23 protein-coding genes and 1 tRNA gene are annotated in these 26,769 nt (G+C 66.7%); 14 read left to right on the plus strand and 10 right to left on the minus strand.

The window, feature by feature from the left end; translation table 11 throughout:
• Positions 1 to 33 precede the first annotated feature (33 nt).
• From GGR40_RS18225 to GGR40_RS18235, 3 genes are read right to left on the minus strand one after another with little or no spacing between them, the layout of a single operon-like run.
• Positions 34 to 1,290 carry a DUF3526 domain-containing protein gene (locus GGR40_RS18225; RefSeq protein WP_429277675.1) on the minus strand — a complete coding sequence of 419 codons (1,257 nt, stop codon included), beginning with the start codon at positions 1,288 to 1,290 and terminating at the stop codon, positions 34 to 36.
• Positions 1,287 to 2,726, minus strand: a complete 1,440-nt coding sequence (locus GGR40_RS18230; RefSeq protein WP_429277676.1) for an ABC transporter permease — start codon at positions 2,724 to 2,726, stop codon at positions 1,287 to 1,289. Before GGR40_RS18230 ends, GGR40_RS18225 begins: the two co-directional genes overlap by 4 nt.
• Positions 2,723 to 3,460: an ABC transporter ATP-binding protein gene (locus tag GGR40_RS18235; protein ID WP_429277677.1), complete on the minus strand. Its 738-nt coding sequence runs from the start codon at positions 3,458 to 3,460 to the stop codon at positions 2,723 to 2,725. Before GGR40_RS18235 ends, GGR40_RS18230 begins: the two co-directional genes overlap by 4 nt.
• Positions 3,461 to 3,655: 195 nt before the next feature.
• On the opposite strand from GGR40_RS18235, the gene GGR40_RS18240 reads away from it, so the two are divergent.
• Both GGR40_RS18240 and GGR40_RS18245 read left to right on the plus strand, forming a co-directional pair.
• Positions 3,656 to 5,824 carry a TonB-dependent siderophore receptor gene (locus GGR40_RS18240; protein ID WP_429277678.1) on the plus strand — a complete coding sequence of 723 codons (2,169 nt, stop codon included), beginning with the start codon at positions 3,656 to 3,658 and terminating at the stop codon, positions 5,822 to 5,824.
• Between the two features lie 18 nt (positions 5,825 to 5,842).
• Complete coding sequence (locus GGR40_RS18245) at positions 5,843 to 7,630, plus strand: M14 family metallopeptidase (RefSeq protein WP_429277679.1); 1,788 nt, start codon at positions 5,843 to 5,845, stop codon at positions 7,628 to 7,630.
• Between the two features lie 141 nt (positions 7,631 to 7,771).
• On the opposite strand, the gene GGR40_RS18250 is transcribed toward GGR40_RS18245, so the two are convergent.
• Positions 7,772 to 7,858: transfer RNA gene (locus GGR40_RS18250), tRNA-Leu, on the minus strand.
• 260 nt (positions 7,859 to 8,118) lie between these two features.
• Here GGR40_RS18250 and GGR40_RS18255 point away from each other — a divergent pair.
• From GGR40_RS18255 to GGR40_RS18265, 3 genes are all read left to right on the plus strand, one after another.
• Positions 8,119 to 9,063 carry a complex I NDUFA9 subunit family protein gene (locus tag GGR40_RS18255; RefSeq protein WP_429277680.1) on the plus strand — a complete coding sequence of 315 codons (945 nt, stop codon included), beginning with the start codon at positions 8,119 to 8,121 and terminating at the stop codon, positions 9,061 to 9,063.
• 99 nt (positions 9,064 to 9,162) lie between these two features.
• Entirely contained in the window at positions 9,163 to 9,420 is a 258-nt protein-coding gene (locus GGR40_RS18260) for a DUF2171 domain-containing protein (RefSeq protein ID WP_429277681.1), read from the plus strand.
• Positions 9,421 to 9,552: 132 nt separating this feature from the next.
• Complete coding sequence (locus tag GGR40_RS18265) at positions 9,553 to 9,780, plus strand: DUF2171 domain-containing protein (protein ID WP_429277682.1); 228 nt, start codon at positions 9,553 to 9,555, stop codon at positions 9,778 to 9,780.
• A 154-nt stretch (positions 9,781 to 9,934) separates the two neighbouring features.
• Here GGR40_RS18265 and GGR40_RS18270 read toward each other — a convergent pair whose 3' ends face one another.
• Entirely contained in the window at positions 9,935 to 10,588 is a 654-nt protein-coding gene (locus GGR40_RS18270; RefSeq protein WP_429277683.1) for a YggS family pyridoxal phosphate-dependent enzyme, read from the minus strand.
• On the opposite strand from GGR40_RS18270, the gene GGR40_RS18275 reads away from it, so the two are divergent.
• The 3 genes from GGR40_RS18275 to GGR40_RS18285 all read left to right on the plus strand — a co-directional run bounded on the left by GGR40_RS18275 (position 10,587) and on the right by GGR40_RS18285 (position 14,071).
• Entirely contained in the window at positions 10,587 to 11,135 is a 549-nt protein-coding gene (locus GGR40_RS18275; RefSeq protein WP_429277684.1) for a thiamine phosphate synthase, read from the plus strand. The two genes, GGR40_RS18270 and GGR40_RS18275, sit on opposite strands and share 2 nt — an antisense overlap.
• A 108-nt stretch (positions 11,136 to 11,243) precedes the next feature.
• Entirely contained in the window at positions 11,244 to 13,646 is a 2,403-nt protein-coding gene (locus GGR40_RS18280; RefSeq protein ID WP_429277685.1) for a DNA translocase FtsK, read from the plus strand.
• Positions 13,647 to 13,666: 20 nt separating this feature from the next.
• Positions 13,667 to 14,071, plus strand: coding sequence for a hypothetical protein (locus tag GGR40_RS18285; protein WP_429277686.1), 405 nt, complete (start codon positions 13,667 to 13,669; stop codon positions 14,069 to 14,071).
• A 6-nt stretch (positions 14,072 to 14,077) separates the two neighbouring features.
• On the opposite strand, the gene GGR40_RS18290 is transcribed toward GGR40_RS18285, so the two are convergent.
• Both GGR40_RS18290 and GGR40_RS18295 read right to left on the minus strand, forming a co-directional pair.
• Positions 14,078 to 14,905, minus strand: a complete 828-nt coding sequence (locus GGR40_RS18290; RefSeq protein WP_429277687.1) for a hypothetical protein — start codon at positions 14,903 to 14,905, stop codon at positions 14,078 to 14,080.
• Entirely contained in the window at positions 14,859 to 15,122 is a 264-nt protein-coding gene (locus GGR40_RS18295) for a hypothetical protein (RefSeq protein WP_429277688.1), read from the minus strand. The genes GGR40_RS18290 and GGR40_RS18295 overlap by 47 nt, the downstream gene beginning before the upstream one ends.
• Before the next feature lie 128 nt (positions 15,123 to 15,250).
• Between GGR40_RS18295 and GGR40_RS18300 the strand changes: the two genes are divergently transcribed.
• Positions 15,251 to 17,008 carry a cation:proton antiporter domain-containing protein gene (locus GGR40_RS18300; RefSeq protein WP_429277689.1) on the plus strand — a complete coding sequence of 586 codons (1,758 nt, stop codon included), beginning with the start codon at positions 15,251 to 15,253 and terminating at the stop codon, positions 17,006 to 17,008.
• Between the two features lie 79 nt (positions 17,009 to 17,087).
• Here the strand turns inward: GGR40_RS18300 and GGR40_RS18305 are convergent, their stop codons facing one another.
• Complete coding sequence (locus GGR40_RS18305) at positions 17,088 to 17,480, minus strand: acyl-CoA thioesterase (RefSeq protein WP_429277690.1); 393 nt, start codon at positions 17,478 to 17,480, stop codon at positions 17,088 to 17,090.
• Complete coding sequence (locus GGR40_RS18310; RefSeq protein WP_429277691.1) at positions 17,480 to 19,561, minus strand: S9 family peptidase; 2,082 nt, start codon at positions 19,559 to 19,561, stop codon at positions 17,480 to 17,482. The genes GGR40_RS18305 and GGR40_RS18310 overlap by 1 nt, the downstream gene beginning before the upstream one ends.
• A 194-nt stretch (positions 19,562 to 19,755) precedes the next feature.
• On the opposite strand from GGR40_RS18310, the gene GGR40_RS18315 reads away from it, so the two are divergent.
• The 5 genes from GGR40_RS18315 (at position 19,756) to GGR40_RS18335 (ending at position 25,012) form a co-directional block, all read left to right on the plus strand.
• Complete coding sequence (locus tag GGR40_RS18315) at positions 19,756 to 21,576, plus strand: aminopeptidase P family protein (protein WP_429277692.1); 1,821 nt, start codon at positions 19,756 to 19,758, stop codon at positions 21,574 to 21,576.
• A gap of 18 nt (positions 21,577 to 21,594) precedes the next feature.
• Positions 21,595 to 21,990, plus strand: a complete 396-nt coding sequence (locus GGR40_RS18320; RefSeq protein WP_429277693.1) for a cupin domain-containing protein — start codon at positions 21,595 to 21,597, stop codon at positions 21,988 to 21,990.
• A 184-nt stretch (positions 21,991 to 22,174) separates the two neighbouring features.
• On the plus strand, positions 22,175 to 22,798 hold the full coding sequence (locus GGR40_RS18325; RefSeq protein WP_429277694.1) for an EF-hand domain-containing protein: 624 nt from the start codon (positions 22,175 to 22,177) through the stop codon (positions 22,796 to 22,798).
• 34 nt (positions 22,799 to 22,832) lie between these two features.
• Positions 22,833 to 23,576: a response regulator gene (locus GGR40_RS18330; protein ID WP_429277765.1), complete on the plus strand. Its 744-nt coding sequence runs from the start codon at positions 22,833 to 22,835 to the stop codon at positions 23,574 to 23,576.
• Entirely contained in the window at positions 23,576 to 25,012 is a 1,437-nt protein-coding gene (locus GGR40_RS18335; RefSeq protein WP_429277695.1) for a sensor histidine kinase, read from the plus strand. The genes GGR40_RS18330 and GGR40_RS18335 overlap by 1 nt, the downstream gene beginning before the upstream one ends.
• Positions 25,013 to 25,045: 33 nt before the next feature.
• Here the strand turns inward: GGR40_RS18335 and GGR40_RS18340 are convergent, their stop codons facing one another.
• Positions 25,046 to 26,644: a helicase HerA-like domain-containing protein gene (locus GGR40_RS18340; protein WP_429277696.1), complete on the minus strand. Its 1,599-nt coding sequence runs from the start codon at positions 26,642 to 26,644 to the stop codon at positions 25,046 to 25,048.
• Between the last annotated feature and the right edge of the window lie 125 nt (positions 26,645 to 26,769).

Consider the following 26,769-nt stretch of genomic DNA (forward strand, 5'->3'; position numbering starts at 1 on the left):
GGTGCCCCACCCCGGGACCATCATCTTGCTCCTTCAGGTCTGGCCGGGAAAGCGTGGTGCACGGTCGAAGTCCGCCTTGCCGAATGGGCGATCGCGGAACAGGTAGCCGTAGTAGAACTCGCGCAGTTGCCGGTGGTAGGCGCGAATACTGTCGCGGTAGGCGAGTTGCGCGGTCAGGTCAGTGCGGGCCATCCGGGTGAGCAGCGCCTGCACGCCGACGGAGGGCAGCACCCAGCCAAGGCTGCGCGCGGCACGGTCGCGTGCTTCCAGACCCTGCCGATACGCGCGCACCTGCGGCGCCACGCTTTCGTCGCCCACCTGATGGAAGGCGAAGTACCACTTGTAGTGGAACTCTGCGCCCAGCGGCGGCGAATCGGCCCACTGGGGGTGGTTGGCATAGAAACGGCGCATCGTCTCTTCGCGCGGGATGTCCCAGGCGCGGTTCACCGTCTCGCGCTGAGCCAGGGCGATCTCGGCGCCCTGGTTCACCGGCAGCGCGCGATTGATCGCGACATTGCCCAGCGTCGGCAGGACAAGGACCAGCACCAGCCACAAGGCGGCAAGGCTGGCCGCATTCGCGACACTGCTCCAGCGCAGGCGTCCCACCAGCGCGCACAGCGCCAGCCAGAACAGCAGGTACGCCGCGATCAGCGCCAGTATCAGCAGGATCGCTCCCGCATTCACGCCTGAGATCACGGCGCAAAGCGCAAACGGCACTGCCATCGTTGCCCAAAGCAGGCCAAGGCGCAGCAGGCTTCGGCGGCGCCACAGTGCCGCCCCGCCCTGAGGCAGCGCCACCAGCATCCGCCAGCGCCCTGCCTCCCGCTCGCCCGAAGTCAGATCGTGGCACAGGGCGATGACGAAGATCGGCGCAAGGAACACCAGCACGAAGGCAAAGTCGAAACGGCCCGGCAGCGCCAGTTCGGGATTGAAGGTGTCGCCATCATAGATCTGCGCTTCAAGCCCCAGCGCGCGCACCCGCAGGATGTAAGGCGACACGTCCCGCATCCCTAGTGCCGCGAAGGCCAGCGGCGACGGCGCGTCCCAGGTCGGGTGGAAGCTGTAGTAGGCCGCGCTGCCGGCATCCTTCCCCTTGTCCACCCATGCGGCGATGGCGCCGATGTCCTCGGCCTGAGCAGCGGGTATCGCTGCGATGGCGGCGCGCTGACGGGACACTTCGGCCATGCCCGCCACCAGCGATGCCACCGTAAGGACGGCCAGCAGAGCCAGCGCTATGACCGCCAGACGCTGGCGCAGCAACAGCCGCGCTTCGTGAAGCCACAGGGTCATCGGCGTTCTCCCAGACGACGGGTGGCGAACGCAAGCAGCACTCCTGCCACGGCGAGCCAGCCCAGCACCACGCCAAGCCCCGGCAGCGCCCGCGCCGCCAGCGTGGCACCGTCCGGCGCGCGATAGGCAAAGTCGGGCATGGCTTCCCAGTTCTGCCCCGAAACCCGCTTGCGCCGGTCCGCATCCGCATCGTCCGCGGTATCGTCGGCATAGCTGACGCCGTCCGCCTGCAACGTGTTAAGCCGCTGCACCAGCGCAAAGCGGTAGGCTTCCGCCTGTTCGAGGAACCCGCGATGGGCGGCGAAGTCCGTTCCCGCCGCCGCCATCGACAACGAGCGCAGGGCAATGGCCGGGCTGATGGCGCCCAAACCCGCCACGATGGCGTTCTGCCGCCCTTGCGCGGCATAGCTTTCCCCGCTGTAGCGGTCGAACAGGGCTGACGTGATCCGCTCCCCCTCCACCGCCAGCAGGCCCTTGTAGTTGACCGGCAGATCCTCCACCCGCGAAACGCCGTAGCGCTGCAGCACCGATCGCTTGAACGCCGCGAAATGCGGATCATCGGGGTTGTGGGCATCGCCCAGCCTGCGCAAGTCGCGCGCGATCGCGACTTCGGTCTGGAAGCGGTTCTGCAGCGGCACTGCGGCCCCCGCAACATCCGGCGCGACACGCGGCAGCAGCACCACGCTCATCGCCCAGATCGCGACGAGGGCGAGCAGCGCATCGCGGCTTCGCCCCGCAAGCGCCGATACCAGCACGATGACCGTGACCCACGTCAGCAGCCACGCGCCATAGCCCAGTCCAATGGTTGCCATCGGCAGGATAGAGGCGCCGGGCCGCCCCGCCAGCGCCAGCAGACCCAGCATCGCGGGCACGGCCACAAGCAGCGCGACGATCGCCAGCGCCCGCAGCTTGCCGCGCACGATCTGCCCGCGCGTGGCGCCCTGCATCATGAGCACGCGCAAGGTGCCCCGCTCCGTTTCACGCGCAACGGCGCCATAGCCTAGGAAGATCAGCAGCAGCGGGGCCACCGCCTGAAGGACGAAGGCCGGCGTCAACTGGCCGAAGCGGACGAGCAGCGAACTCTGGTTCACGTCGCCGAAGTTGGCGGTGTTCTGGCGATGCCCTTCAAGGAACATCGAGTTGCCGGTGAAGGCATCCACGCCCGGATCGAACGCGGCAAGCGCGCTCAGCGGCCTGAAGATGAAAGTGCCGTAATGGACCATGCGATGCGGATGGCGATCGGGCTGCGCGTCGAACGCCTGCTCGGCGGCGTGCTGGTGGCGGGTGCGCAAGTCCTCAATGCCGCGCTGATGCGCCCACGAGCTGGCGATAGCGGCCACGGTCAGCAGGACCAGCAGGACACACGCCACCATCGCGACCCGGTTGCGTGCCATCAGCCGCAGTTCGTCCCGCGCTATGAGGCGGACCGGGTTCATGCCGCCAGCCTCTGCGTGGCGACGGCGAAGCGGGCGTGCAGCGCGCGCACGTCGAAACGCTCAGGCCCCTGGGCCGCCACGTCCTCGACGATCCGGCCTGCGTCCAGGAAGCAGATGCGGTCGGCGATGTCCGCCGCGCCGAGCAGGTCGTGCGTGACCATCAGCACTGCGGTGCCGCGTTCGCGTACCGACAGGACGAGCGCGTTGAAATCCGCCGTGGCGCGCGGGTCGAGGCCGGAAGTCGGCTCGTCCAGCAGAAGCACCGGCACTTCGCGCAGCAGCGCCACGGCGATGGCCACTTTCTGACGCATGCCCTTGGAAAAGGCGCCGAGCCGCTGATCCCAGGCGCGGTCCTGCAGGCCCGCCGCCGTGAACGCATCGGCTATGGCCGCGCGGTCCTGCTGTCCGTTGGACAAGGCCAGCAGGTATTGCGCGTTCTCCGTCGCGGTCAGGTGATCGTAGAGCGCGACGTTTTCGGGAAGGTAGGCCATCTTGCGCCGCGCTGCGTCCGGGGCTGCGCCGGGATCGATGCCGCAGATAGACACGGTTCCCGACGCCGCCTTCACGAAGCCCAGCAGGGTCGAGAGCGTGGTCGATTTGCCGGCGCCGTTGCCGCCCAGCAAAGCGGTGACGCTGCCTGCAGGAACAGACAGCGAAAGCCCGTCAAGAACCCGGTGATCGCCATAAGTTACGGACAGGTTCTCGATCAGGATCGGCGGCGCTGGGTGCGTCATAATATTTCCCAAATATTGCTGAAAAGCATTTGCGTTCCGGAACTTGGCCATAGCTTGGCCATAGCTTGGCCAGTCTCCTGCCGGAAGTTTTGTGATGATGCAACATATCATTGACGGCAACGGCCGGTCCTGACAGAAGCGCCGCCGCACGAGGGATACGCCGTCTCTCCGGCTCTGCCTGTCGTAAGGATCACAATGCTTCGTTTCGCCAAAGATCGCCGCCTTCTGTCAGGCGCCTTGCCCATGGCCATGGCCCTCGCGCCGTTTCCGGCTGCCGGGGAAGCTTTCGCAGAGGACGCTGCAGCCGAGGGTGAGGAACGTGGCGCCGCGATCACCGTGACGGGCGTGCGGCAGGCTTATCGCGGCGATTTCGCGGTTTCGGAAATCCCGCAGGCGATCACCGAGATCTCCGCCGAGACGCTGGAGCAGAACGGAATCCAGCGTCTTACCGACGCGCTGGATCTCAACGCTTCAGTGGTGCGCCAGAACACGCTGGGCGGCTTGTGGGACGCTTTCGCGATCCGGGGCTTCACCGGCGACGAGAACATGCCCAGCGGCTATCTTGTCAACGGCTTCAACGGTGGGCGCGGCTTCGGCGGCCAGCGCGATGCTGCCGGGATAGAGCGCGTAGAGGTGCTGAAAGGCCCGGCCGCGGCGCTGATCGGGCGCGGCGAACCCGGCGGGACCATCAACCTCGTGACCAAGCAGGCCGAACTGGGCCGAACTTTCGGCTCCGCTTCCATCCAGTACGGCAGTTTCAATCGCGTGCGCGGCGAAGCGGATGCCAACATCGCCATCACCAGCGGCATCACCGCCCGCCTGATCGGCTATGCCGAGGACGGCGACACGTTCCGCGACCATGTGCATCAGACGCGCTGGGGCTTCCTGCCCTCCGTGGGCGTGGCGCTGGGCGACGATACGCGGCTGACCTACGACTTCGAGAAGACGCGCGTGTCGGTGCCCTTTGATCGGGGCATCATCGTGCTGAATGGCGATTTCGATACGGTGCCTCGTTCGCGCTTCCTGGGCGAACCGGGGGACGGCGACACGGTGGCCCGCGCAACCGGGCATCAGCTGCGGCTTGATCACCGCTTCAGCGACCGCTGGAGCCTGCTGGTCGGCGGCAGCATTCGCCACACCCTGCTCACTGGCTTCTCCTCCGACGCGGAGACCGTGGAATCGCGCCAGGCGCTCTACCGCGACGGTCGCTCACTGTCGCGCCAGCGCCGTTCGCGCTATTATGACGCCGACCACGCGGTGATCCGCGCCGAGATCGCCGGAGAGTTCGACACCGGCGCGCTGCGCCACCGCGTGCTGATCGGCGCGGATCATGATGCCTTCACTTACGACCAGGTGTTCCGCCGCTATCGCCCGCCGGCACTTGCCGCAAACCCGACCGAGCAGCAGGGCTATGTGATCGACATCGTGAACCCGGTCTATGGCCGGTTCCCGCTGCCGCAGACCGCCGTCATTACCGACCGGGTCGATCGCCAGCGCGCGACCGGCGCTTATGTGCAGGACCAGATCGAGGTCACGGACAGGCTTCAGGTCCGCATCGGCGGCCGCTACGACCATCTGACGCTGGAAACAGACAACCGCCTCAGCGGCGTCTCCGCCCGGCGCAATCACACCCGGTTCAGCCCGCAGGCGGGCCTTGTCTACAAGCTGAGCGAGCCGTTGACCGCCTACGCGTCCTATGGACAGGGCTTCCGCGCCAACGTCGGCACGGACGTTAACGGCACCATCTTCGATCCCGAAACCAGCGAATCAATCGAGGCGGGCCTTAAGCTGACCCTGCTGGGCGGCAAGCTCAACGGAACGCTTTCGGTATTCCAGCTGACCAAGTCCAACGTGCTGGCCACGGACCCCAATGCGCCCGGCTATTCGCTGGCGATCGGCAAGGCTCGCAGCCGCGGCGTGGAATTCGACCTTGGCGGACGCCTGCCCGGCGACCTCGACGTGCTGGTCAGCTATGCCTACGTCGATGCCGAGGCGCGTTCGTCTATGCTGGACCCGGCTTTTTCGTTCCGCATCAGCCCCGGCGACCCGCTCATCAACATTCCCCGGCACAACCTCAACATGCAGGTGGCGCGCACCTTCACGTTCGGCGATCGCAGGGCGCAGCTTGGCGCCGGCATGCAATACGTGGGGCGGCGATCGGGTGCGACGGGCACGGACTTCATGCTGCCCGCCCACGCCCTGTTCCGCCTGTTCGGCAAAGTGGACGTCACGAAAAACATCGAGTTGTTCGGTTCCGTCACCAACCTGTTCGACAAGCACTGGTACGCCAACAGCTATTCACCGCTCTGGGTACAGCCCGGAGCACCGCGCACCGCAACCGTCGGCCTGCGCGCCCGCCTATGACTTAATCAGGATAGATCGATGCTGAAATCCGCCACCGCCGCCGCCCTTGGCGCGCTCGCTCTGATGGCACCCCTTGCCGCCGCCGCAGACGCGCCGCCGCCGGACGTGCTGCCACCGGTCATGCCGTGGTCCGGGGCCAGCGAGAAGCTGGTCGTCCCGGGCGGCGATCCCTGGATCACGCCGGCAGAGGCGGCGGGTTTCCGCACCACGCCCTCCTATGCCGAAACGCGCGCGTGGCTGGACAGGCTGGCGGCCGCATCCCCGCTGATTACGGTCGCCACGTTCGGCAAGACCGCCGAGGGCCGCGACATGGTCTTCGTGCGCGCCAGCAAGGGCGGCGCGGCCCGGCCCGTGGTGCTGGTGCAGGCAGGCATCCATTCGGGCGAGATCGACGGCAAGGACGCCGGGCTGATGCTGCTGCGCGACATCGCGCTGCGCGGCAAGGCGCACCTGCTGGACAAGGTCGACCTCGTCTTCGTGCCCGTGCTCAACATCGACGGGCACGAAAGCGCCAGCCCGTGGAACTTCCTGCACGTGCGCGGCCCGGAGGCCAAGGGCACCGAAGGCAACGCCCGCAACATCAACCTCAACCGCGATTACGCGAAGCTCGACACGCCGGAAGTGCAGGCCATGGTCGCGCTGCTGCGGCGGCTCGACCCGGCGCTCTACATCGACTGCCACGTCAGCGGCGGGTTCGACATGCAGTACGACGTGACCTACACGTATGCCGGTTGGGGCAAGTACGCCCGCCACCGGGCCACCGCGCTGTGGCTGGAGCAGCGCTTCGGCCCCACGGTGCAGGCTGCGCTGAAGAAGGCCGGGCACGAACCGATCATCTACCCAAGCCCCATCGACACCCGCGAACCGTCGCGCGGGATTCGCTACAGCCCCGAGGGCCCGCGTTATTCGACCGGCTATGGCGACTTCATCGGCGTACCGACGGTGCTGGTCGAAAACCATATGCTGAAGCCCTACAGGCGCCGCGTTCTGGGCACTTACGTCCTGCTTGAGGCCGCGCTGAAGCTGGCGGCGCAGGATTCGGGCCGCATCACCGAGGCGAAGGCCATCGACCGCGCCTCGCGCCCGGCTCGCCTGCTCACCCGGTGGACGCCCGCCAAACAGCCGATCGGCTGGATCAACGCGTTCAAGGGCGTTGCGTTCGAGACATACCGCTCTCCAACATCAGGCCGGATGGAGCAGCGCTGGCTGGGCAAGCCGGTCACCTTCCGCATGCCGATCATCGGGCAGGATCCTGCCGAAACGGTCGCCCTGCCCAAGGCCTGGCTGGTGCCCGCCGCCCAGACCGAAGCGATCGCCAGACTGCGCCTGCACGGCATCGAATTCGAAACGCTGGACGCACCCCGCACCCTGCACGTGGATACCGTGCGGCTGATCGACCCCAAACCGGCCACGGCTCACGACGGCCGCATCCCGCTTGATGCCCGCTTCGAGCACGGTCAGGCCGCCGCAAACATCCCCGCCGGCACCGTGCGCGTTCCCGCCGACCAGCCGCTGGGCCTGCTGGCCGCCGCGCTCCTCGAACCCGAGAGCCAGGACAGCTTCCTTGCCTGGGGCCTGTTCCCCGAAGTGCTATCCGCTCCCGCCGGGACCGAGGATTTCATCATGGCCCCGATCCTGGACGCGCTCCTCAGCACCAATGCCGATGTGCGCGCCGAGTTCGACAGAAAGCTGGCCGCAGAGCCGCAGTTCGCTGGCGATCCTGAAGCACGCATGGCCTGGCTGGCCACGAAGCTGCCGCACCGCGATGCTTTCTCGCATGTCTATCCGGTGAAGCGAGAAATCTGACCCCTGTCCACGGTGGCCGGGCGATTTCTGTCCGGCCACGGCAGGGGCACCGTGTGCAGCAACGGCATAAGTGAAGCCGGAAAAGCAAAAAGCCCGGCCGAAGCCGGGCTTTTCCTATTGCACCACTTCCGAAGAAGTAGATGGTGCCCAGAAGAGGACTCGAACCTCCACGCCCTTGCGAGCGCCAGCACCTGAAGCTGGTGCGTCTACCAATTCCGCCATCTGGGCACTTTAGCGAGGGGGCGAAGCGCCGTCCCCGCTGGGTAGGAGGGCGCCTCTAAGGGGCTGCCGAAGTGTTGTCAACACTATCTGGCGGAACATTTTTCATTCCGTGCATTTTCTTTTCACCGACCCCGCCAACCGGCCCGGAAAGCGCGCAGAGGCAACTGGCCGGTTGCCCCTTCCCAGGCCTTGTGGCAGGGCGAAAGCCTATGTGCTGCAGGGCGGGACACGTCGCCCGCAAAGCGACCTCAAGGACCGTATCGATCATGAGCATCACCGAATCCCTTTCCGGCAAGATCGTCACCGTGCTGGGTGGCAGCGGCTTCGTGGGCCGCCACCTTGCGCAGGAACTGCTGGCGCGCGGCGCACGTCTGCGGATCGCCAGCCGTCATCCCAAGAAGGCCTTCGCGATCAAGCCGCTGGGCAACCTGGGCCAGGTCCAGTTCGCAGGCGTGGACGTGACCAGGCCGGAATCGCTGGCCGCGGTGCTGGCAGGGTCCGACGCGGTGGTGAACCTTGTCGGTGCCTTCGCCGGCAAGCTCGACGCGCTGCAGGGCTCGGGCGCAGGCTCCATCGCGGCGGCGGCGAAGGCGGCGGGCGCCCAGGCCTTCGTCCATGTCTCCGCGATCGGTGCCGATGCCGGGTCCGACGTCGCCTATGCCCGCACCAAGGCCGAGGGCGAGGCTGCCGTGCTGGCCGCCTTTCCGACCGCTACGGTGGTGCGCCCCGCAGTCATGTTCGGCCCGGACGATGCTTTCGTGAACATGTTCGGCGGCCTGATCGCGCGGCTGCCGGTGCTGCCGGTCTTCGTGCCAAGCGCGCGGCTGCAGCCGGTCTTCGTCGATGATGTGGCCGTGGCCATCGGCAACGCGCTGTCCAGCACCGCAGCGCAGGGCAAGACGTTCGAACTGGCCGGTCCCGAAGTGCTGACGATGCTCCAGCTCAACCAGCGCATTGCCGCAGCGCAGGGCCGTTCGCGCTCCTTCGCCGAGCTGCCAGACGCCGTTGCCGGCCTCATCGCCGCGCTGCCCGGCACGCCGATCAGCGGCAACCAGATCAAGCTGCTGAAGGCCGGTAGCGCCGCCAGCGGCACGCTGCCCGGCCTTGACGATCTGGGCGTGACGGCGCGCCCCCTTGGCCTGTTCCTTGACCGCTGGATGGTGCGCTTCTGCAAGAACGGCCGGTTCGGCGGCAAGACCGCCCACGCCTAACCCTTTTCGCGGCGCGGCTCCAATGCGGAACCGCGCCGCCCGGCAAGGCATTGTTCCTCCTGCACCGGCCCTGACGGCCCTGTAACAGGAGTGCATCCCATGCCCGATTCCGGAACCTTCGACCATGGCGGCGGCAGCTGGCCTACCCTTCAGGGCACGATCCGACGGGGCATGAGGGTGATCGGCCCGGATGGGGCCGTGATCGGCATCGTCAGCGCACTGGAAGGCGATGAACTGGTGCTCGAAGGCGGGTCGCATGATTTCGTCGCCGTCAGCCAGATCGACGGCATCAGCGACGATGCCGTAATCCTTGCCGACCGGGGTGACGCCACCTTCGGCCTCGGCGCGCAGCCTTAGGAATGAATCGCCGAACTGACGAAGCGTTTTCCGGGCAGGACGAACATCGGAACGCCATCCATATAGCGCCGTTTCATGATCATCCCCCCGACAACGCGGTCGCTCCTGCGGCTGCAGACAAGGAGAACCATCATGTTCGAGAAGCTGCGCATCCATGAACACATGGAAGTCACGACTGCAAACGGCGAACATGTCGGCACCGTTGACGAAGTGAAGGACGATCAGATCAAGCTGACCCGCTCCGACAGTTCGGACGGCGCCCATCACTTCATCGCGTTCGACAATGTGGAGCGCGTCGCCGACAACCGCGTCTACCTGAAGCAGGGCACGCCCGTCCCCATGGGCGTCGGCGCGAACTGACGCCTGGGCCCTGACGAGTAACCACCGAGTCGGCGCCGCGCCCCCCCTCTCGCGGTGCCTTCGGGAAACCCCGGCCCTCCCCTGCGGATGGTCGGGGTTTTCACTTATGCGCTGAGGGCGTCAGGAGCCCGGCCGGAACAGCAAGGGACGGATGTTAGCCGGGACGCTTACCGAACAGGGCGCTGCCCACCCGCACATGCGTGGCGCCGAGAAGGACGGCGGTCTCGAAGTCGTCGCTCATCCCCATGCTCAGCTGGTCCAGCCCGTTGTCCGCGGCGATCCTGGCCAGCAGCGCGAAGAACGGCGCGGCCTCTATGCCGAAGGGCGGCACGCACATCAGGCCGATCACGGGAATGCCTGCATCGCGCGCGGAAGCCAGCAGCGCGGGCACGTCTGCAATCGGGCAGCCGCCCTTCTGGTCTTCCTGGCCGATGTCGACCTGAATGAAGCAGGGCACCCGGCGCCCGCTCTTCTCCATCGCCTTGCCCAGCGCGGAGACCAGCGAAGGCCGGTCCAGCGAATGGATGCAGTCGAACAGCGCCACCGCATCCTCGGCCTTGTTGGACTGAAGCTGTCCAACAAGGTGCAGCTTCACGTCGGGATAGGCCTCGCGCAGGGCCGGCCACTTGGCCTCGGCTTCCTGCACGCGGTTTTCGCCGAATACGCGCTGTCCGGCCACAAGCAGCGGCTCGATCGCTTCGGCGGCGTGAGTCTTGGAGATGGCGATGAGTTCCACCGCTTCGGGCTGGCGCCCGGCGATGCGGGCAGACGCGGCGATGCGGTTGCGGATGTCTTCTAGCTGATCCATGACGCGCTGCTATAGCGTGCGCGTGCAGAACCGCCAGCCGTCCCTTCCTCTCCTGTGGCTCATCAGCGATGCGCGCAACGATGCCGCGCTGGAACGCGCGCTAGCTCGCCTGCCACGCGGGTCGGGGCTGATCTATCGCCATTACCACCTGCCTCCGGCTGAGCGACGCACCCGGTTCCGGCGGCTACGGCGCGCGGCGCGGCGGTTCGGGCATCTGGTAGTGCTGTCCGGCGATGCCGCTACGGCGCGGTGCTGGGGCGCCGACGGCGCTTACGGTTCGCCGCGCCTTCTCGCGCCGGGGCCGCGCATCCTGCGACTGACCACGGTGCATTCGCTGCACGAACTGGCGCAGACGCGGCGGGCGGACGCCTTGCTGGTATCTCCGGTGTTCCCGACCGCATCGCATCCCGGCGGCGCGGTGCTGGGGCCGGTGCGTTTCCGCTTGCTTGCCGCGCGGGCGCAGGTACCGGTGATCGCGCTGGGCGGCATGACCCGCCGCCGCGCGCACGGTTTTGCGCGCTGGGCCGCTATCGACGGGCTGTCCTGACCGCAAGCCATCCGACCGCCCTCCACAGCCCTGTTCCCGCTTCATTCTTGACGCCGAGTCCCCCCTCGCCGCATAATCGCCGCCGAACTCCCAAGGACAATTTTTCCCATGGCCACCCGCCCCATCGCGCCCGGCCGGCGCATCGCCAAGCCGGACTGGCGCGCGGTCCTGAAACGATCGCTGCGCCGTGCCGGAGAGCTTTCCGGCGCGCTGGTGCTGTTCGGGGGCATGGTGTTCCTGGCGCTATCGCTGGTGAGCTACCACCAGACCGACCCCTCCACCTCCACGGCGGCGGGCGGCGAAGTGCTGAACTGGATGGGCAGCGCCGGGGCGTGGACGGCAGAGCGCGCGCTGTTCTTCTTCGGCCCGGTATCGGCCCTGTTCGTGCCGCTGCTCTACGTGTTCGGTCGCAAGCTGTGGCTGCTGGTGGAAGAGGACGACGGAGAGGTCGAGCACAGCGACCAGCGCTGGTGGGTGCCGGTGGGCGTGCTGGCCCTGTCGATGCTGCTGATCGCCACGGTGCTGTCGCTGTGGTTCACCAAGCCCGGCGGCACGCTGCCTGCCTCGATGGGCGGCATCGCCGGCCTGCTGGGCGCCAAGGGCATCGCCGGACTGGCCGGCCTCGCCCCGGAAGTCGCGCGCAACTGGATCAAGTTCTTCCTTGCCGCCGCCTGTCTGGGCGTGGGCGTGATGCTGGCGGGCCGCGTCTTCGCGCTCGACTGGGCGCGACTGCTGACGCTGCCGGGCCGCATCGGCCGCCTGCCGGTGCGCCTGCCGTCCGCAGAGGAACTGGCCTTCAAGGCAGGCAAGGAGCCGCGCGCCGAAAAGCCCGAACCCACCGACCGCGCAGAGCCTGCCCCGCGCCCGGCCATGCAGATCGCCGATGGTCCCGCCGTGCAGGACAAACCGCGCAAGGCGCCGGAAATCTCCGACCCGAAGCAGGCCCCCATCCCCGCCCAGTTCGGCACCGAAAGCCGCCAGAAGGACATGTTCGACAAGTACGAACTGCCCGGACTGGAACTGCTGGCCGACCCCGCGCCCAATTCGCAGCCCAAGATCGACAAGCTCAGCCTGGAACGCAATGCGCGCCTGCTGGAGACCGTGCTGGACGACTTCAACGTCAAGGGCGAGATCACCGCGGTGCGCACCGGCCCGGTCGTCACCATGTACGAACTGGAACCCGCGCCCGGCATCAAGGCCAGCCGCGTCATCGGTCTGGCCGACGACATCGCCCGCAACATGAGCGCGATCTCGGCCCGCGTGTCCTCGATCCCGGGCCGTACCGTCATGGGCATCGAACTGCCCAACGCAGACCGCCAGATGGTGTCGTTCAAGGAAATGGTCGCGTCCGAAGCCTTCGCCCACCACAAGGGGATGCTGCCGATCATCCTGGGCAAGGACATCGCCGGCGAACCGGTGGTGGCAGACCTTGCGACGATGCCGCACCTGCTGGTCGCGGGCACCACAGGTTCGGGCAAGTCGGTGGGTCTCAACACCATCCTGCTCTCGCTGCTCTACCGCCTGACGCCCGCGCAGTGCCGCCTGATCCTGGTCGATCCCAAGGTGCTGGAACTCAAGAGCTACGACGACATTCCGCACCTGCTCTCGCCCGTCGTCACCGAGCCGCCCAAGGCCGTGCGCGCGCTGAAGTGGGCGGTCGAGGAAATGGAACGCCGCTATCGCCAGATGAGCGAGATTTCGGTCCGCAACCTCGCCAGCTTCAACGAGAAGGTGCGCACCGCCGCCGCCAAGGGCAAGCCGCTCGGCCGCCGCATCCAGATCGGCTTCGACCCCGAAACCGGCGAGGAATTGTATGAAGACCGGCAGCTCGATTACGAGACGCTGCCCCAGATCGTCCTCATCGTCGACGAGCTGGCCGACCTCATGGTCACCGTCGGCAAGGAAATCGAAGTGTTGATCCAGCGCCTCTCGCAAAAGAGCCGCGCGGCGGGCATCCACCTCATCATGGCGACGCAGCGTCCGTCGGTGGACGTCATCACCGGCGTCATCAAGGCCAACCTGCCGACCCGCGTGTCGTTCGCCGTGACCAGTCGCATCGACAGCCGCACGATCCTTGGCGAACAGGGCGCAGAGCAGCTGCTGGGCAAGGGCGACATGCTCTACAAGCCCAGCTCCGACCCGGTGAAGCGCGTCCACGGCCCATTCGTCTCGGACGAGGAAGTGGAGCACGTCGCCACCTTCTGGCGCGGCCAGGGCAAGCCCGACTACGTCGATGCCGTTACCAACGAGCCTGAAGAAGGCAGCTTCGGCTTCGACGATCTGGACGCCACCGCATCGGACCAGCCGGAAGAACGCAAGTACCGGCAGGTCTGCCAGCTCGTGTTTGAAAACCAGAAGGTCTCCGTCTCGTGGTTGCAGCGCCAGATGGGCGTCGGCTACAACACCGCCGCCAAGTGGGTGGAGCGCATGGAGAACGACGGTTATGTCGGCCCTGCCAACCACGTCGGGCGGCGCGACATCTACCGCGACGAGAACGGCAACGTCCTGTGAGGCGGCTTGCAGCGGCGCTGATGCTCACGAGCCTGCCGGTTGTCGCCATGGCTGCAACGTCCGATCTCACGTCGCGCAGCGGCAAATGGGTCCGCCTGTTCAAGCCCGAAGTCGAGATGCTGGTGGGCCGCAGTGTCAGCGTGGACGCCGCCGGTATCCGCACCGTGGGCACCGCGCGCACCTTCCGCGAGCTTGACGTTCTGGTGAAGGACAAGGGCACACTGCCGCGCGGCACCATGCAGTTCATGCGCCGCAGCGTGAACTGCGCGGCCGGGACCACGCGGGTGGAGGAATGGCGGCTGCTTGCCCGCAATGGAGCGGTGCTGGGCGGCTCCACCACCGCAGGCGCGGTACAGCGCGTGCGCTGGGACAAGGAAGACGGCGTGGTGATGCGCTACGTATGCAGCGGCGTGCTGCCGAGGTAAGCGGCTTTACTTGCGAGCGGCGAACGCCGTACTGATCCTGATCGAGGTCTGCGGCGCACGCGGATCATTGACCACGTTCTCGAACGCGCCCATGACTTCCTGCGCCATGGAACCCGCAAAGTTGGCCTGAAACCGGCTGTTCCGTCCTGCGTCACCGCCCAGCCAGTCGAGCACCCCCCGCGGCGGAAAGGGCGTGATCGTCATACGCGGAAAGGTGACTTTTTCTCCGGTCCGGTCGTCCGTGCCCGAAAGATCAAGATAGCAGGTAAACGCGGTCGTCTGATAATCGATCGAAAGGTGTATCGTGCCGCTGATCGCGTAGACATTGGAGCTTCCCATGCCTCTGGCATTGCCGACTACCAGCCCCTCGTAAACCCCAGCGCCGGTTAGCGTGGTTCGGAACGCATCGAACGGAATGCCAAATGCGAACGGTACGACGCCATGCAGTGTCTCGCCGGTGGCGGTGTTCGTGTAGCTGGTCTGCCCAAGGGCTATTGATGAGAAACGCAGCGGCAGGGCGGGGTTGCTGGTGCCCATTCGCAGTTGCCGCACATCGAAGCTCACGCCGTTGCTTGACCCGGTATATACCGCATAAATCGCATCCGACCTGTCGCTCGCGAGCGAGAGCTTTCCATTTTCAATGTTTGGCATCCCGTAATACAGGAAGCCGGAAGCGCTGTACGTGAAGCCGCCTCGTTGCGCGTCATAGGTGATCGGCGTGCCCGGACCGAACCCAGTGCTGTTGACGGCGGTTACCAGCCCGCTGCGATCGCGGGCATAACCGTTGTCACCTTCGTAGCCGCTCAGTTGCGTCGATGCCGTCAGCGACAGCAACGTGGGTTCGCCGGTCGCAGGCGCCGTCGGCGTAGAGGTTGACGTGGGTGTCGGCACCGGACTTGCTGTAGGCAAAGGTGCAGGCGATGAACCATCCGATCCTCCGCAAGCCGACAGTGTCATAAGCACGAGAAAAGGCAGCGGCGATCGGTCGAATTTCATCTACACCCCCCGGTGGTATATTCCTGTCTGCCGGATCGACGAGCAAGTCGCCCATGGCAAGATCGAATCATGACGAGTAACAGCTTTTTCATCTTGGGGGTCGCCCCAAACTGAAGTGCAGCTTGGCCTGGAGTTCTGAACCACCTAACCAAGCCAGAGCCATCCAAACCCTTGAAGGATCTCATGGAAGAACATGCCCAGGCATTCCTGCTGCGCGACGGTTTCCTCTTGCTGGGAACCGCGCTCGGCTTCGTGCTGGTATTCCGGCGGCTGGGGATCGGTGCAACGCTCGGGTTTCTGACCACCGGCGCGGTGCTTGGCCCTTATGTGCTGGACCTTGTCGGCGACCCGGAGAGCAAGATGGGGATCGCCGAACTGGGCATCACCCTGCTGCTGTTCATCGTCGGGCTTGAGCTTGCGCCCGCGCGCCTGTGGAAGATGCGGCACGAGATATTCGGGCTGGGGCTGCTGCAGGTGGTGCTGTGCGGGCTAGCGGTGTCGGCGGTGATCTACTTCTTCACCGGGTTCAGCCTGCAGGCGTCGCTGGCGCTGGGCCTGCCGCTGGGGCTGTCGTCAACCGCGCAGGTGCTGCCGATGCTGCAGAGCGCGGGGCGCCTGCATACGCCGTTCGGCGAGCGGTCCTTCGCGATCCTGCTGTTCCAGGATCTTTCGATCATCCCGCTGATCACCATCATCGCGGCGATGAACCGCAACCCGGCGCTGCCTTCCGGCCCGCCGGGATGGGTGCTGGGGCTTGAGACGATCGCCGCCATCGTCGGGCTGATCCTGGCGGGCCGCTTCGCCATCCGCCCGCTGTTCCGCCTGATCGGCAACCTGGGCGAACGCGAGATGTTCGTCTTTGCCGCGCTGTTCACGGTGATGGCGTCGGGCGCGCTGATGCAGGCACTGGGCCTGTCGACCGCGCTGGGCGCCTTCATCGCCGGTGTCATGCTGGCCGATTCGCCCTATCGCCACGAACTGGAAGCCGACGTCGAGCCGTTCCGCGCCATCCTGCTAGGGCTGTTCTTCATGTCGGTGGGCATGATGCTGGACCTGTCCGCCATCGCGGAACGACCCGTCTTCGTCATGGCCATGGCGCTGGCCCTGATCGCGGTGAAGGGCGGGATCATCTTCCTGCTGGGTCTGGCGTTCCGCATGGAATGGCGCAGTGCGCTGGCCCTGGGCCTGCTGCTGAGCCAGGGCGGCGAGTTCGCCTTCGTGCTCTTTGCGCAGGCCAGCAACGCGATGCTGGTCGATGCGCAGGCGACCAGCCTGTTCAGCGCCATCGTCACCCTGTCGATGGTCACCACGCCGTTCCTGATGATGGCGACGCGCGGCATCCGCGAACGGCCCGAAGGCAAGAAGGAAGTGCGCGAAGGCCCGCACGAGGACGGCGCCAACGCCATCGTCGTGGGCTATGGCCGCTTCGGGCAGACCGTGGCGCAGATGCTGATCGCCGCCGACATCGAAGTGACGATGATCGACACCGACATCGAGATGATCGACATCGCCAGGGGTTTCGGCGCGCAGGTCTGGTTCGGCGACGGCACCCGCATCGACATGCTGCGCCAGGCGGGCGCGGCAGACGCGGAACTGATCGTCTTCTGCATCGACGGCGACCAGCTGACGGACGTGTTCCTGCAGGCGGTGCACAACGCCTTCCCCGACGCGCAGATCCACGCCCGCGTGTTCGACCGCCGTGCCCTGCTGCGGCTGAAGGATTCGCCCGTGACCTCGATGGCGCGCGAAGTGATGGAATCGGCGGTGGTGCTGGCGCGCAAGGCGCTGAAAGGGCTGGACGTGGCGCTGGCCGACATCGACCGCGCCGAACAGGTCTATCGCAAGAGCGACAAGGAACGCCTGACCCTTCAGTACGAAGCCGGCGACCTGCGCGTGGCACGGGAGCACATCATCACCCAGCGGCCACGGGATCGGCGGTAGGGTGCCTCTACTCGGGCGCTGCCCTGCATTTCCATAATCGTCACCCTGAAACAAGTTCAGGGTGACGGATTGGCTGGAGTCATTCCGTGCCCACGAACGGCGCCGCGACTTCCGGCGGCACCCGCATCAGCCGGCCCGAGGCGATGTCGATCATCGCCCAGGTGGTGCGGGCCGAGACGATCACCTTGCCTGCGCCGTTGCGGAAATCCACCCGGCGGTCGAACCGCGCGCCCGCCGGGCCTTCGGGGATGAACGTCTCGCCCGTCACGCTTTCGCCTTCGCGGATGTTGCCGCGGTAGTCGATCTCGTGACGGGTGACGAGCCAGGCGTACTTGGCCTGATGTTCGGGCGGAGCGACGGCGGCCCAGTGCGCGCCCGCCATCGCCTCCATCCACTGCACCCACACCGCATTGTTGACGTGGCCCATCACGTCGATGTGCTCAGGCAATGCGGTGAAGGTGAGGGTGAACATCAGCCTTCGATGCCCAGCTGCCACAGGATGAAGGCGAATTCCTCCGCCGTTTCCTTGAGGCTCTCAAACCGGCCGGACTTGCCGCCGTGCCCGGCGCCCATGTTGATCTTGAGGATCAGTTCGTTGCCGTCGGTCTTCACCTCGCGCAGCCTGGCCACCCACTTGGCGGGTTCCCAGTACGTCACGCGCGGGTCGTTGAGGCCCGCCGTCACCATCAGCGGCGGGTAGGCTTGCGCCCTGACCTGATCGTAGGGGCTGTAGCTGCGGATCTGCTCGAAGGCGGCCTTGTCCTCGATCGGGTTGCCCCACTCGGGCCATTCGCCGGGTGTCAGCGGCAGGGTGTCGTCCAGCATCGTGTTGAGCACGTCCACGAAGGGCACATGCGCCACCACCGCGCCGAACAGGTCGGGGTCGGAATTGATGACCGCCCCCATCAGTTCGCCGCCTGCCGAGCCGCCGGAAATGCTGATCCGGCCCGCTTGGGTAAAGCCGCGCTCGATCAGGCCCTTTGCCACGTCTACAAAATCGTTGAAGGTGTTCTCGCGCCGCTCCAGCTTGCCGGCCTTGTACCATGCACGGCCCAGATCGTCGCCGCCCCGGATATGGGCGATAGCATAGGCGAACCCGCGATCGACCAGGCTGAGGCGCGAGGTGGAGAACCCGGGATCGATGGCGATGCCATATGCGCCGTAGCCGTAGAGGTGCAGCGGCCCGTCGCCACCCACCGTCTCGGCGCGGTCCTTGCGGTAGACGATCGACACGGGAATCGCGGTGCCATCGCGCGCGGTGATCTCCAGCCGTTCGGTCGCATAGAGCGAAGCGTCGTAGCCTGAGGGGATCTCCTGGACCTTGAGCGTCTCCAGCGTGCGCGCGGCAACGTCGTAATCCAGCACCGAGGACGGCGCGACCATCGATTCGTAGGTCAGGCGCAGCGTCGTCATGTGCCATTCGGGGTTGTTGGCAAGGCCAGCCGAATAGCTGGCTTCGGGGAAGACGATCGGCTCCACGCGGGCGGGATCGTCGTAATACCGCACCTCGATCTGGTCGAGCCCGGCGCGCCGTCCCTCGATCACGTAGAAGTCGCGGAACAGGTCGAAGCCGGTCAGGTAGAAGGCGTCCGTGCCTTCGATCAGCGTCGTCCACTCGCCCGGCGTCGCCAGCGGCGCGGTGGCAAGGCGGAAGTTCTCGTGCGCGTCGTTGGTGTGGATGTAGAGCACGTCGTCGCGCTCATCGACATCGTACTCCACACCCTTTTCGCGCGGCTTCACCAGGATCTGCGGGCCAAGCGGATCGTCGGCCAAGACCATGCGGCATTCGCTGGTCTCATGGTCGCTGGTGCCGATCAGCAGCCACTTCTCGTTCGACGAGAGCGAGGAGCCGACGCGAAAGCCCTCGTCATCCTCGTGGTAGAGTTCGACATCGTCCTCCACCGGCTGGCCCAGCCAGTGCAGGCGGGCGTTGTCGGTGCGCCACTGCTCGTTCGCCAGCGAGTAGACGAGGCCCCTGTCACCCGCCACCCACACCAGCGAGGACAGCGTGCCGGGGATCTCGTCGGGCAGCAGTTCGCCGGTGGTCAGATCCTTGATGCGCGCGGTGAAGCGTTCCGAACCGTTGTCGTCATAGGCATAGGCCAGAAGCTTGCCGTCCGTGGTGGTGGAAATCGCGCCGAGGCGGAAGTAATCCTTGCCCTCTGCCAACGCCACTTCGTCCAGGATCAGTTCGGCCTCGCCGCCGGCGACGGGCTTGCGCCACCACTTCTTGTATTCGGCCCCTTCCTCGAACTCGATCCAGTAGAGGAAATCGCCGTCCTTCTGCGGGACCGAACTGTCGGCTTCCTTGATGCGCCCGCGCATTTCCCTGAACAGGTCGTCGATGCGGCCCTTGTGCCGGTCCATCTTCGATTCGAACCAGCGGTTCTCCGCCTCTAGATGGGCGAGAACGTCCTTGTCCTTCACTTCCGGATAACCGGGGTCGCGCAGCCAGGCGTACTCGTCGCTGACGGTGACGCCGTGGTGCGTGAAGGAATGCGGCTTGCGCGCCGCCTGCGGGGGACCGATCAGGGTCGGGGTGGTTTCTGCCATGGGACACCATCTAGAGTCTGCGGGGGCGGAGTTGAAGGTGGTTTGACGAAAATCGCGTTTCGGCCTCTCGCCACCTTCCCCCTTACACCGTCACCCTGTTGACGGGGCTTGCCAAAGGTTAATCGGCCTTTCGCTCCCCATGCACAGGGCCTATGTTCCGCTGCAACACCCCCGAACACGCGAAAGCCGATGACATGCTGATGAACACCCACGAAGCCCGCCTAGATGCGCTGCGCAAGGAACTGAAGGCGCGCGGGCTCGATGGTTTCGTGATCCCGATCTCCGACGAGCATATGAGCGAATATGTCGGCGCCTATGCCCAGCGGCTCGAGTGGCTGACCGGCTTTGGCGGCTCTGCCGGGACTGCCGTGGTGCTGACCGATGCCACGCTGTCGCCCGCCGCCGCGATGTTCGTGGACGGGCGCTACACGCTGCAGGTGCGCGATCAGGTGGACGGCAGGCTCTACGCTTACGAGAACGTGCCCGCCACCAGCGTCCCGGCATGGCTGGCGACCCATGCGCCAAAGGGCGCGAAGATCGGTTACGACGCATGGCTGCACGGGTCGAAGTGGGCGCAGGCGGTGGAAACCACGCTGGTGGCAAAGGGTGGCGCGCTGGTCGCGGTGGATGGCAACCCGATCGACGCGGTGTGGCAGGACCAGCCCCTGCCCTCCGCCGCGCCCGCGATCGTCCATCCCGACCGCTTCACCGGCGAGGGCAGCGAGGCCAAGCGCGCGGCCGTGTCCGAATGGCTGACCGCGCGCGGCCTTGACGCCACGGTCATCACCGCGCTCGATTCCATCGCCTGGCTGCTCAACATCCGTGGCGCCGACGTCGATCGCACGCCGGTGGCGCTGTCCTACGTCATCGCGCGGAAGGACGGCACCGCCGACTTGTTCATCGCCGGCGAGAAGGTGACGGACGAAGTCCGCCGCCACCTTGGCAATGCCGTGACCATTCGCGAACGTGCCGCATTCGCCGGGGCCTTGCACGAACTGGCGGGCCAGCGCGTCGCCGTAGATCCCGAACGCGCCGTCAGCGCCATCTTCGAGGAACTGCGCCGCGCCGGGGCCACGCTGGTCGAGGAACGCGATCCCACCGTGCTGCCCAAGGCGGTGAAGAACCCGGTCGAGCAGGCCGGTCACCGCGCCGCGCAGGGCCGCGATGCCGCCGCCGTCACCCGCTTCCTGCACTGGCTTTCGGTGGAAGCCCCCAAGGGCGAAGTCACCGAACTGTCCGCTGCGGCAAAGCTGCAGGACTTCCGCGCCGTCGATCCCGCCTTGCGCGACCTGTCGTTCGACACGATTTCCGGCGCCGGGCCGAACGGGGCCAGCCCGCATTATCGCGTGTCGGAGGAGACCAACCTGACGCTGGCGCCGAATTCGGTCTATCTGGTGGACTCCGGCGGCCAGTACCTTGACGGTACCACCGACATCACCCGCACCGTCTGGGTCGGACCCGATGCCCCCTTCGCCGAAGTGAAGGACCGCTTCACCCGCGTGCTCAAGGGCCACATCGCGCTGGCCACGGCGGTGTTCCCCAAGGGCACCGTCGGCGGCCAGCTGGACGTGCTGGCCCGCCATGCGCTGTGGCAGGTGGGGCTGGACTATGCCCACGGCACCGGCCACGGCGTCGGCGCATTCTTGTCGGTCCACGAAGGGCCGCAGCGCATTGGCAAGCCTGCGGGCGGGCAGGCCGGCACCGACCAGCCGCTGCTGCCGGGCATGTTCCTGTCCAACGAACCGGGCTATTACAAGACCGGCGAATACGGCATCCGCATCGAGAACCTGATCCTTGTAGAGCCGCGCGAATTCGCCGGTTCGGATGGCGAATACTACGGGTTCGAGACGCTGACCCACGTTCCGATCGAGCGGCGTCTGGTGGATACCTCCCTGCTCTCGCCCGAGGAGATCGCGTGGTGGAACGCATATCACGCCCGCGTGCTGGAGATCGTGGCGCCGCAGCTTGAAGGTGACGCGCTGGCGTGGCTCGAAGCGCAGTGCGCGCCCCTGTAACATCAAGGATGCCCTGACATGACGGCCCGCGACCTTCGCACTTTTCCGGTCCACCTTGGCCTTGGAGCAAAGGTCGCGGAGCAGCCTGCCTTCACCGGCGCGGACTGGTACGAAGCCTACGCCGCGCGCACTGCGGCGGACGGCGCGGAGGGGCGGCTGGTCAGCCTGTTCGACTTTTCAGCCAGCTGGGATTCGTGGGAAATGCATCCCGGGGGCGACGAACTGGTGGTGTGCCTGTCCGGCGAGATGACGCTGATCCAGGAATACCCGGACGGACGCCTGCATTCCGAGACGCTGCAGGCCGGGCAATATGCGATCAATCCGGCGGGGGTCTGGCACACCGCCGACGTGATCCGCCCCGCCAGCGCGCTGTTCGTGACGGCGGGGCAGGATACGCAGGGGCGGCCGCGCTGATGCTTGCGCCTTGCAAGGCGATGAACGCCCCGCCGCACCTGTGACAATTCACGACAATAATCGCGCCATCCGGCACACCTTAGCGACAAGCCGCGTTTAGAAGGGACATCAGAGAGCCGCAGGACAGTTCTTCCCCCTCCCTCTGTCCTGCGGCTCTCATCCACTTCGCAACGGGACACCACCTATGACCTCGATGAAGACCCTGATGCTGAGCCTGTCGGCGGCAGCGCTGGCGGTCGGCGGCATGGCGAATGCGCAGGCCCCTGCCCAAGCCGCCCGCCCCGCCCCCGACCGTATCGTCACCCGCGCCGAGGCGCAGGCGCGCGCGACCGAGATGTTCGTCCGCCTGGACGTCAACAAGGACGGCAAGCTGGACAAGGCCGACCGCGAACTGCGCCACCAGCAGATGCGCGAGAAGATGTTCGCCCGGCTCGACACCAATGGCGACGGCTCGATCTCCAAGGCCGAGTTCATGGCCGACAGAGGCCCGGAAGGTCGCGGTCCCGGCGCGGATCACGATGGCCCGCCGCCCCCTCCCGGTGAAGGCGGCAAGCTCCACCCGCGCGGTGGGCCTGAGAAGTTCGCCGCTAAATTCGGTGGCAAGGGTCGCGGCCATTTCGGCGGGCACGGCTTCGGACCGGGCGGTCGCTTCGACGACAATCGCGTGGTCACCCAGGCCGAATTCGTCGCCGAGGCGCTCAAGCGCTTCGATGCTCAGGACGCCAACCACGACGGCAAGGTGACGCCTGAAGAGCGCAAGGCCCGCTGGGAAGCGCGCAAGACGGCTGACAAGAACGCCACGAACTGACAGGAAGGCGCGGATTGACGTCATGGATCCGGAAATGAACGACACCGCGCCTACCCCTGCGCCTCCCAAACTGCTCCTCGTCGATGACGAGGCATCCCTTCGCGAACCCCTGGGCGACTACCTGTCGCGGCAGGGGTTCGCCGTCGTTCAAGCATCCAGCGCCGCAGAGGCCCGCTCGCGCCTGAAGGACGTGGCCTTTGACCTCGTCCTGCTGGACATCATGATGCCGGGCGAGGATGGGTTGTCGCTGTGCCGCCATCTGGTGGAGGCGCAGGATCTGCCGGTGATCTTCCTGACTGCGCGCGGCGAGGCGACCGACCGCATCGTCGGGCTTGAGATCGGGGCGGACGATTACGTCGTGAAGCCGTTCGAGCCGCGCGAACTGGTCGCCCGCATCCGCAGCGTACTGCGCCGTGCCTCGCGCGCCGCGCCCGCCGCCCCGGAAAACGAGGCGTTCGAGTTCGAGGGCTGGCGCCTCGATCCGCTCAAGCGCCGCCTGATCGACAGCGAAGGCGCGGTGGTGGCGATCTCATCGGTCGAATTCCGGCTGCTGATGGCGTTCCTCGAACACCCGCGGCAGGTGCTGAACCGCGATCGCCTGCTCGACATGGTGCAGGGCCGCGAGGCGCACCTGTTCGACCGTGCGGTGGACAATCAGGTCAGCCGCCTGCGCCGCAAGATCGAGCAGGACAGCCGCAACGCGCAGCTGATCCAGACGGTGTGGGGCGGCGGCTACATGCTGGCTGCCGACGTGCGCCGCGTGCCGATCGAGGAATGATGAGCCCGTTTCGCTTGCTGCGCCCTCGCAGCCTGATGGGGCAGACGCTGCTGGCGGTCGCCGTCGCGCTGCTGCTGGTGCAGGGCATCGGCGCCATCCTGGTCTACCGTGCCCAGCGCGAAGGCTACGAAGCAGGCATGACCAACGCCGTCGCCTTCAAGCTGATCGCCGAAACGCGGGGCCGAGGCGCACTGGGACGGCTGCTGCGCAAGGGGGAGCATGATCGCTCGCCGTTCGGCGGCCCGCCGGTGCGCGGCTTTCCGCTGCAGTTCAGCAATACCTCGCCCCAGCAGCCCGGCGAGCGGCGCGACGGCGATACCGAGGACCGGCTGAAACGCACGCTGGTCGATCAGGATTTCCCCACTTCGCAGATCGTCGCCATTCACCGCACCGTCGCCCGCGATTCCTTTGCACGCGCGCATCTGCAAAGCCGTGCCGATCGCGGCCGGCTGGACGGCCCGGACATCCGCGAGATGATGGACGACCATCTGCTGGTGATCGGCCTGAAGCAGCCCGGCAAGCCGAACTGGATGATCGCCCGCGTGCGCAGCCCCCGCGCCTTCGCACTGATGATCCGTCCGCTGATCGTGCAGACGGTCATCATCTACCTCGTCCTGGTTGGCGCGGTGGCGCTTATCCTGCGGCGCATCACCCGTCCGCTGGCCGCGCTCACGCGCCGGGTGGAGCAGTTCGCGTACAGCCCGGGCTCCGCTGGCCAGCTGGCCCCCAGCGGGCCAGAAGACATGCAGCGCCTGATCGTCGCGCACAACGCGATGGAGGCGCGCATCGTCGCCATGCTGGATGAAAAGGACGTGATGCTGGGCGCCATCGGCCACGACCTTAAGACGCCGCTGGCCGCGCTGCGCGTCCGCATCGAATCGGTGGAGGACGATGCCGAGCGCGGGCGCATGGCCGCCACCATCGAGGACATCGTGCGCACGCTGGACGACATTCTCTCCCTCGCCCGCGTCGGTCGGCCCAGCGACCCGCGCGAGCGGACCGAACTCTCCGCCCTCGTCGCCTCGGTGGTGGAAGAGTACGAGGACATGGGCGAGCCGGTGGAGCTTGGCGATACCCGGCGCGTCGTGCTGGAACTGCGCCCCACCTGGCTGCGGCGCGCGCTGCGCAACCTCATCGACAATGCGCTGCGCTATGGCGGCGGCGCGCGGGTGACGCTGGAGAAGGAGGGCGAGCACGCCGTGATCCGCATCGACGACGACGGCCCCGGCATCCCCGAGGAGGAGATCGAGGCGATGACCAACCCCTTCGTGCGCGGCGACCCTTCGCGCAACAAGGCGACGGGCGGTGCAGGCCTCGGCCTTGCGCTGGCCCGCGCCATCGCGGACCAGCACGGCGGCGCACTGGTGCTGGCCAACCGGCTGGCGGCGGACGGGTCGGTGGAAGGGCTGACGGCACGGCTGGAACTGCCCGTCTGACGTCATCCCGGACTTGATCCGGGACGACGGCCCCTACCGCATCAACCCGCCGATCAGATTGCGCGCGAACCGGCCGAGCCCCGGAAAGCCGATGGCCTTGCCCAGCACGTCGCCCACGGTTCCGGCAGCGGCGCTCGCGGCGGAAGCCTTGGGGTCGGCGCGGCTTTTCTTGCCCTGCACCGTCTGGGCCAGGATCGAGCCGGCGCTGGCCGCCGCCGCGCCTGCCGCCGCCTTGGCCACCTTGCCGCCGATGCCGTCCCACAGGCCGGGACTCTTCCGCTCCTGCCTGCCTACTTCCTCGCGCCCTTTTTCTGCCACTTCCTGCGCGGTTGCGGCGGCGTCGGCGGCCTTGGCGGCCAGCACTTCCTCGGCACTTTCGCGGTCCACGCGGGTGTCGTACTTGCCGTCGAACGGGCTGATCGACTGAACGATGGCCCGCTCCTTGTCGGTGATCGGCCCCAGCCGCGACCGGGGCGGCGCCACCAGCGTGCGCTGCACAACCGAGGGCGAACCGTCATCGTTGAGCGTGGAGACGAGCGCCTCGCCCACTTTCAGCTCGGTGATCGCGGCCTCGACGTCCAGTTCGGGGTTGATGCGGAACGTCTCCGCCGCCGCCCGGATCGCCCGCTTGTCGCGCGGGGTGAAGGCGCGCAGGGCATGCTGGACCCGGTTGCCCAACTGCCCGGCAATCTCCTCGGGAATGTCGATGGGGTTCTGCGTCACGAAGTAAACGCCCACGCCCTTGGAACGGACCAGCCGCACCACCTGCTCCACCTTGTCCTGCAGCGCCTTGGGGGCATCGTCGAACAGCAGGTGCGCCTCGTCGAAGAAGAATACCAGTTTCGGCTTTTCCGGATCGCCGATCTCGGGCAGTACCTCGAACAGTTCGGACAGCAGCCACAGCAGGAACGTGGCGTAAAGCTTGGGGCTGCGCATCAGCCGGTCGGCGGCGAGCACGTTGATATAGCCCCGGCCCTGATCGTCCGACCTGATGAAGTCCGCGATTTCCAGCGCCGGTTCACCGAAGAACTGCGCCGCGCCCTGGCTGTCCAGCGCCAGCAGCTGGCGCTGGATCGTGCCGACGCTGGCCTTGGAGATGTTGCCGTACTTCGCGCTGAGGTCCGATGCGTTCTGCGCGGCATGGGCCAGCATCGCCTGCAGGTCTTCAAGGTCCAGCAGCAGCAGGCCCTGTTCGTCGGCATAGCGAAAGACGATGTTGAGCACGCCTTCCTGCGTCTCGTTCAGGTCCATCAGCCGCGCCAGCAGCAGCGGCCCCATTTCCGAGATGGTGGTGCGGATCGGGTGGCCCTGTTCGCCGTAGATGTCCCAGAACACCGCCGGATTGTCGGCATAGGCATAGTCGGCGAGGCCGATTTCCTTCGCCCGCGATTCCAGCACCGCTGCGTTTCTGAACTGCGGGCTGCCCGCCATGCAGATGCCCGAAAGGTCGCCCTTCACGTCGGCCAGGAACACGGGCACCCCGGCGGCGGAGAACTGTTCCGCGATGGTCTGGAGCGTCACGGTCTTGCCGGTGCCGGTCGCGCCCGCGATCAGCCCGTGACGGTTCGCCCGCCCCAGCCGCAGCACCTGCCGTTCGCCATCGCCGCCAAGTCCGAGGAAAATCTCGCTCATGCCACCGTCTCCAAGCCTGCAGGATGAAAGATGTAGCGCCATCGCATTCGATGGCAACATGCGTCGTCGCGGACCCGATCGGGGACCGCTGGCTGTCTTCAGGCGCAAGGTGTACGCCGCAGGCA

This window comes from Novosphingobium gossypii (assembly GCF_050433305.1).
GTDB classification, from domain to species: Bacteria; Pseudomonadota; Alphaproteobacteria; order Sphingomonadales; family Sphingomonadaceae; genus Novosphingobium; species Novosphingobium gossypii.

Excerpts from the sequence above, each read along its gene's own strand:
- GGR40_RS18225 (WP_429277675.1), bottom strand. The coding sequence starts at position 1,290 with ATGACCCTGTGGCTTCACGAAGCGCGGCTGTTGCTGCGCCAGCGTCTG.
- GGR40_RS18230 (WP_429277676.1), bottom strand. The coding sequence starts at position 2,726 with ATGAACCCGGTCCGCCTCATAGCGCGGGACGAACTGCGGCTGATGGCA.
- GGR40_RS18235 (WP_429277677.1), bottom strand. The coding sequence starts at position 3,460 with ATGACGCACCCAGCGCCGCCGATCCTGATCGAGAACCTGTCCGTAACT.
- GGR40_RS18240 (WP_429277678.1), top strand. The coding sequence starts at position 3,656 with ATGCTTCGTTTCGCCAAAGATCGCCGCCTTCTGTCAGGCGCCTTGCCC.
- GGR40_RS18245 (WP_429277679.1), top strand. The coding sequence starts at position 5,843 with ATGCTGAAATCCGCCACCGCCGCCGCCCTTGGCGCGCTCGCTCTGATG.
- GGR40_RS18255 (WP_429277680.1), top strand. The coding sequence starts at position 8,119 with ATGAGCATCACCGAATCCCTTTCCGGCAAGATCGTCACCGTGCTGGGT.
- GGR40_RS18260 (WP_429277681.1), top strand. The coding sequence starts at position 9,163 with ATGCCCGATTCCGGAACCTTCGACCATGGCGGCGGCAGCTGGCCTACC.
- GGR40_RS18265 (WP_429277682.1), top strand. The coding sequence starts at position 9,553 with ATGTTCGAGAAGCTGCGCATCCATGAACACATGGAAGTCACGACTGCA.
- GGR40_RS18275 (WP_429277684.1), top strand. The coding sequence starts at position 10,587 with ATGACGCGCTGCTATAGCGTGCGCGTGCAGAACCGCCAGCCGTCCCTT.
- GGR40_RS18270 (WP_429277683.1), bottom strand. The coding sequence starts at position 10,588 with ATGGATCAGCTAGAAGACATCCGCAACCGCATCGCCGCGTCTGCCCGC.
- GGR40_RS18280 (WP_429277685.1), top strand. The coding sequence starts at position 11,244 with ATGGCCACCCGCCCCATCGCGCCCGGCCGGCGCATCGCCAAGCCGGAC.
- GGR40_RS18285 (WP_429277686.1), top strand. The coding sequence starts at position 13,667 with ATGCTCACGAGCCTGCCGGTTGTCGCCATGGCTGCAACGTCCGATCTC.
- GGR40_RS18295 (WP_429277688.1), bottom strand. The coding sequence starts at position 15,122 with ATGGGCGACTTGCTCGTCGATCCGGCAGACAGGAATATACCACCGGGG.
- GGR40_RS18300 (WP_429277689.1), top strand. The coding sequence starts at position 15,251 with ATGGAAGAACATGCCCAGGCATTCCTGCTGCGCGACGGTTTCCTCTTG.
- GGR40_RS18305 (WP_429277690.1), bottom strand. The coding sequence starts at position 17,480 with ATGTTCACCCTCACCTTCACCGCATTGCCTGAGCACATCGACGTGATG.
- GGR40_RS18310 (WP_429277691.1), bottom strand. The coding sequence starts at position 19,561 with ATGGCAGAAACCACCCCGACCCTGATCGGTCCCCCGCAGGCGGCGCGC.
- GGR40_RS18315 (WP_429277692.1), top strand. The coding sequence starts at position 19,756 with ATGCTGATGAACACCCACGAAGCCCGCCTAGATGCGCTGCGCAAGGAA.
- GGR40_RS18320 (WP_429277693.1), top strand. The coding sequence starts at position 21,595 with ATGACGGCCCGCGACCTTCGCACTTTTCCGGTCCACCTTGGCCTTGGA.
- GGR40_RS18325 (WP_429277694.1), top strand. The coding sequence starts at position 22,175 with ATGACCTCGATGAAGACCCTGATGCTGAGCCTGTCGGCGGCAGCGCTG.
- GGR40_RS18330 (WP_429277765.1), top strand. The coding sequence starts at position 22,833 with ATGAACGACACCGCGCCTACCCCTGCGCCTCCCAAACTGCTCCTCGTC.
- GGR40_RS18335 (WP_429277695.1), top strand. The coding sequence starts at position 23,576 with ATGAGCCCGTTTCGCTTGCTGCGCCCTCGCAGCCTGATGGGGCAGACG.
- GGR40_RS18340 (WP_429277696.1), bottom strand. The coding sequence starts at position 26,644 with ATGAGCGAGATTTTCCTCGGACTTGGCGGCGATGGCGAACGGCAGGTG.